4 protein-coding genes are annotated in these 5,374 nt (G+C 39.4%); 3 read left to right on the top strand and 1 reads right to left on the bottom strand.

Annotated features, from left to right (window positions below):
• The first annotated feature begins 29 nt into the window (after window positions 1-29).
• Window positions 30-986, top strand: coding sequence for a RepB family plasmid replication initiator protein (locus JMX82_RS14005; protein ID WP_201540986.1), 957 nt, complete (start codon window positions 30-32; stop codon window positions 984-986).
• A gap of 126 nt (window positions 987-1,112) precedes the next feature.
• Here JMX82_RS14005 and JMX82_RS14000 read toward each other — a convergent pair whose 3' ends face one another.
• On the bottom strand, window positions 1,113-1,880 hold the full coding sequence (locus tag JMX82_RS14000; protein WP_201540985.1) for a hypothetical protein: 768 nt from the start codon (window positions 1,878-1,880) through the stop codon (window positions 1,113-1,115).
• A gap of 243 nt (window positions 1,881-2,123) precedes the next feature.
• Between JMX82_RS14000 and JMX82_RS13995 the strand changes: the two genes are divergently transcribed.
• Together JMX82_RS13995 and JMX82_RS13990 are read left to right on the top strand one after the other, a co-directional pair.
• Window positions 2,124-2,543 (top strand): hypothetical protein, encoded by a 420-nt coding sequence (locus JMX82_RS13995; protein WP_201540984.1) that lies wholly within the window; start codon window positions 2,124-2,126, stop codon window positions 2,541-2,543.
• Window positions 2,544-2,875: 332 nt separating this feature from the next.
• Window positions 2,876-5,041 (top strand): MobA/MobL family protein, encoded by a 2,166-nt coding sequence (locus JMX82_RS13990; RefSeq protein ID WP_201540983.1) that lies wholly within the window; start codon window positions 2,876-2,878, stop codon window positions 5,039-5,041.
• Window positions 5,042-5,374: the final 333 nt, after the last annotated feature.

Raw genomic sequence — 5,374 nt, 5'->3', positions numbered from 1 at the left:
GACAACACTAGTAGCATAATGAGGTTTTTATGAGCAACGAGGTAGCAGTGTTTGATGCAAAATATCCTGAGAACTGGGTTGTTATGCAAAATAGGATTACTCAAGCATTTAGAGAGATGTCTATTGATGAAAAACGTATCATCATTTTAGCAAGTCCGTTAGTAAGGCTAAGTAAAGCAACTGAGCAGACACCTATAGAAGTTACGGCTTCCCAGTTTGCTGACTTAAGTGAAATTGACACACATTCAGCCTACAAACAGCTGAAAACTGCTAGTAAAAAACTGATGAAACGGACGTTCGTCTATGAAGATAAAGATGGTGATGATACAGAGGTTCAGTGGGTTATTAGATCAAAATATGCAAATGGCTATGTGTCGATGTACTTCACTGACGAAGTAATACATTTACTGAAAGTTTTTGATAGTTTGAACCCTTATACGAAATATTTAAAAGAAGATATTTTAAGCTTAAAGCTGACGTACTCAATTGACCTATACCACCTAGCAAAAAAGTATCAAGGAATGGGTGGATTTACTATGTCGCTAGATGATTACAGAAAAGAATTGGGAACGCCTAAGTCATACTCACGCATTAACAACTTAAAGGATAATGCTGTTGATGCTCCAATCAACGAAATCAACGAAAACACAGATATAAATCTGAGCTATGAAAACGTAAAAAGGGGCAGACAAGTAGTTGGCTTTAAGTTCACAGTAAAAAATAAACCCAAGCCTAAACAGGTTCTAGATTCAAAACGTGACGCACATACAGCCGATATGTTTACTATTGATGGCTTATCAGATGCACAGTTGGCACGTATTACACGTAATGAACGATTTAAGAGTGACTATAATCACTTAATACCTTCAGCAAGCCCTATAAATCAAGATCCTAGTTTATGGGTTAGTGAAATGGTTGATCGTATCAAAAAAGAACCTGAGTTTTTTAATAAAAAATGCCCTATCCGTGAATATCTTAAGGATTAATTAAGGAGAATTATGTTTTAGTATGTCCAGTACTTAGCATGATTAATAGTCTTGAAAAAGACGCCTTATAGTTTAAGAAGCGTCTAATTCATGAATATATTTTCTTTTATTGTATAAACCTTAATTTTATTCAAAATACATAGTGACATAACCTTTATCTGTTATGATTTTTACTTCTATTACTTGATCTTGACTGCAACCAACGATAAGCAAATCAAATTTTTCACCAAAGTTAATGGTACCGCTCGGTTTGTCATTAAAGATGTTGAAGATTTCACAACTGAGACCATCATTAATGACAACATTATAAATATTTAACATCTCTTTATTCTTTGAAACAATGCTAATAACTGGGGTGTTATCTACAGTGTTAATTGAACCACCGAAATCTAGAAATGGGTTAGGTAATTTAGATCTTTTGCTTTCAACAGGTTTAATCTCTTCATAGCCTTGTTCACTAGCAATCTCATCCTCGTAACCATAGCCTTGTTCGCTAGCAATCTCATCATTTACGTTAGCATACTCATCACCGTAACCACTTTCTTCTACAGCTGAATCTTCCGGCTCTGCCTCAAGAACGAGAGTTTCTTTATCTACAACATTATCTGACGGTTGTGCGTCTGCTACGCTATATTCTCCAGTATCTTTAATAGCAAAACACCCTATTAATATTAATATGGATCCTGCGGCTGTTATTTTACCTCTACTTAGATTAGGTTTTTTATCTAAAATTAAGCGTTTAATAGGTGGTAACAACAAACAACTACCTATCATAATCAACAAGCCTGAAAACAAACCACCCTCATTTAATAATATGCCAAATCCTGCAAGTAGAAAGGTTATTCCAAAAAACCATGCACAAACTGATAATACTTTCGATTGCGAATTACTCATTACAGCTATCTCTTTTGTTATTTTCTTAATTTTTAGTTTAATAATTAGCCCAGATTCGGTTTAATCATTACATGTTCCATAAACCGAGTTAATGTAACTGCTAAGTTAACAAATGTAAACGTTTATCAGTTGTTAGTACTTGGGTAGGACGATAGTCCTACCCTCTTATGTCGCCTATTTCTAAGTATCTTTAGGTACGTACCATTAGAGTGAATAACAACCCAACCATTAAAAGGAAACATCATGAAATTTATTAAATCTTTATTAACTGTTACAGCATTGTCTTTGGTTATGGCTGCAACTACAACTACAGTAGCAGCTAAGGAGGTACGCTACGGTGCTGACCGTGACGCACTAGGTTACACGTTTATTCGTTTCCCACGTAATGAACTGAAAGAAGTTTGGGAAACTGCCAATGGACCAGAGGGGATATTGGCGCTTGTTAACCATAACGAAAAACAGGCGTATGCCTTAGTGTACCGGCATGGTGGTAAGACCTATACCAAATCTATAGACGGTGTACAGAACGACCGATTCAACCCTGCGGCTGATGTCTACATATACCGCTCACATGATAAAAACCGGGATGCAACTCCAGCCATCGCTTGTAAAGAGCAAGTCTGTGAATTCTACTTTCCGGCTCAAAGCATCTATGCTCACTAATAACAACTACAACTACTCGTTCTAGAGTAACCCTAGCCCTCTCTAATACCTCGACTCGTTGCTGTAATGCCTTTTTCTCCACTGCGTCCGCTAACTCGTTGCAGCTTATCAGAAAAGTTATTTGGCGATAAAAAGTAATATACAAACATCTAACCATCTACTAGTCTTAAAAACGAATTACTTAATCTGTTTTTAAGACTAGCAGATGGTTAAGTCCCTCTGACTAAGAGCGCAGTTTCGAGAAATCACATATTAGCCTACTTCGTGCTAATATGTGATTGTCTCAAACCGCGTTGGGGAAACCCCAAACCCCAAAAACCCGAGGTGTAAAAATGGCGATATTCAGAGCCGAAACCAAATCGATCAGTCGTGGACAAGGGCATAATTTAGCGGCGGCAATCTCATATCGTGCCGGTATAAAATTGACCGATAACAACAAACTGAATCCCGATGCTAGATCTTACGATTACACCAAAAAAACCGATGTGGTTCACAGTGAAATAATTCTGCCTAACCAGTTGCGTGAGCAGTTGGCAGCGCGTGGTATCGAATTGGACTTTCAGAGTATCGCTGATTTGGTTGAGATTGGAGAAACCACCAAGCGCGGCAAGATGAAAAACAGTGCGCGTCTTGCGCGTGAATGGGTATTGTGCGGTGTGCCTGAGCTGACACGCGCTGAAAATATAGAGCTGTTTGAGCAATTTGCTCAGCAGCAGAGCGAGGAACAAGGCGTTCTCAGCATGGTTTTTGTCCATGATCCTACCGCCGGTGACGACATGGCAAACACCAAGGCAGCAGCGGAGGGCAAAAATATGGCTGCCCCTGATCCGCGAAACATTCACGCCCACATACTGCTACTGACCCGAAAGCTAGACCTATCGAGAGATAACAAGCTATCGCTCGGCAAAAAATCAGACAGTGAAGTTTCTAACGATGAGCGTACGCGCCCAGTCGTACCAAAAGAACTCATTGGCAAAGTCGATCCTGAGACAGGCGAAAAAATCCAGCAGGGGCGCGGATTATGCTCAAACAGCGAATGGCTCAAAAACACCCGTAAACAATGGGCAGATATTCTTAATGAACGACTGGCACAGAAAGGCGTCCAGCCTGTTTCTCATAAGAGTTATAAGGATCTAGGGCTCACATTCAAACCGACCCAACACCTAGGAAAAGACGCGAGTATCTTAGAGCGTATGGGCATACAAACAGAAATAGGAATACATAATGAGTCAGTCAGCAGATACAACCACAACCAAATTAGGCTTGCAGCAGACCGCCTTGCTTTTAAAGCAGAACCAAGAATTGATGACAGTAAACGATGGATTGACTCAATCAATAGCGGACATGTTCGAGCACAACACCGAATTGAGAGAACTAAACGACAGCTTGATAGCGGAAAACAAGACGCTGAAAGAGCAGTTGGAGCAGATACCGAAATCAGAAGCTTCGCTGAAAAAAACTCAAGATACGCTGGGTGGGCAATTGAACGAACTGAACAAATCGAGCAGATCATTAGCCGAAGCGAACAGCCAGCAACAAAAATTGCTGAACAAGAAAGACAAGTTGATAGCCTCATTGCAAAACACACTAGAACAACAGCCTCAATCAGCCCCAGTCCCTTCGATGACAACGCACGACGAGCAAGAGCTATTAAACTTGCTGAAGAACAAGAACGATTTGATACAGCAGCAACAAGCTACGATAGAAGAACGAAATACTACAGTGGAAGAATTGAGAGTGTTAATAAACAACTTAGACGTATAAGACTGGGCTATGCACAGAAATTATTAGATCGTCATAAAGAAGATAATAGACTTAGACCTGGTTGGCGCGAAAGCTCAGACGACTACCCCAACAAGTATGACTATCGTCAAAGCGACTTACTTGATGCTTTTGCTGAGAAATTTACGTTAAATAAAGCCAGTGGCGAAGACCATCGTGATTATATTAGAAGACTAAGCGATACGTTTAATTCTCCCTTCTTCACAGAGAACAAGCCGATCATGGACTTACTACGTGACCCGAAGGCAGAGCGTGACCAGTACGATGCTATCAAAACACACTATGACACCTTCATCAAAAACCTAGATGAGCAGCGTAAAACTATTGATGATAAGAAAAAATATACTTTAGGTGATGTTGGACAAGTCAGCAGAATGACTGCTGAAAGCTTGTCAGCACCTAGTTATATCAACGCATTGGATAACTACATCAACAACGAGGCAACAGCAGATCAGAATAAGACCTTAGCAATCAGGCATCGAGCCGATACGATTAATCGGACTTGTCAGCAATTTAAGCATGGAATGATTGGTCTAAGTAGTATCCGAGAAGCTGATAAGCGTCAAAGGCACTCAGAGGCTCTACAACAGTCCTTAGATAGCTTTACGACCAGTTATGGCAACGAGCTGTCTACCGATCAACAGAAGGCTATAGACAGCGGTTTGAGTGCTACTAAACAATCAGTTCAATCTCATACTATGAAGTTTAGACGCTAGCATTAATGGCCTTTCTTTTGCTTTTTTATAGTTAATTAAAACAAAAATATATTTTTTACTTTTAAATACTTTTAAATACTTTTAGACACGCTGTAAGCCTTACTATAAAAGTCTTACAGACTTCATTATGCTAGTTTTGTCCCACTTAATGCTAGTTTTGTCCCACTTAATGCTAGTTTTGTCCTACTTTAATGCTAGTTTTGTCCTACATTATGCTAGATAAAAATAACAGTTAGCATAATAACTATGCTAACTTGACAACACTAGTAGCATAATGAGGTTTTTATGAGCAACGAGGTAGCAGTGTTTGATGCAAAATATCCTGAGAACTGG

The sequence above is a fragment of the Psychrobacter sp. 1044 genome, from assembly GCF_904846525.1.
GTDB lineage: Bacteria > Pseudomonadota > Gammaproteobacteria > Pseudomonadales > Moraxellaceae > Psychrobacter.
This window is presented reverse-complemented; position numbering and strand designations above follow the sequence as displayed.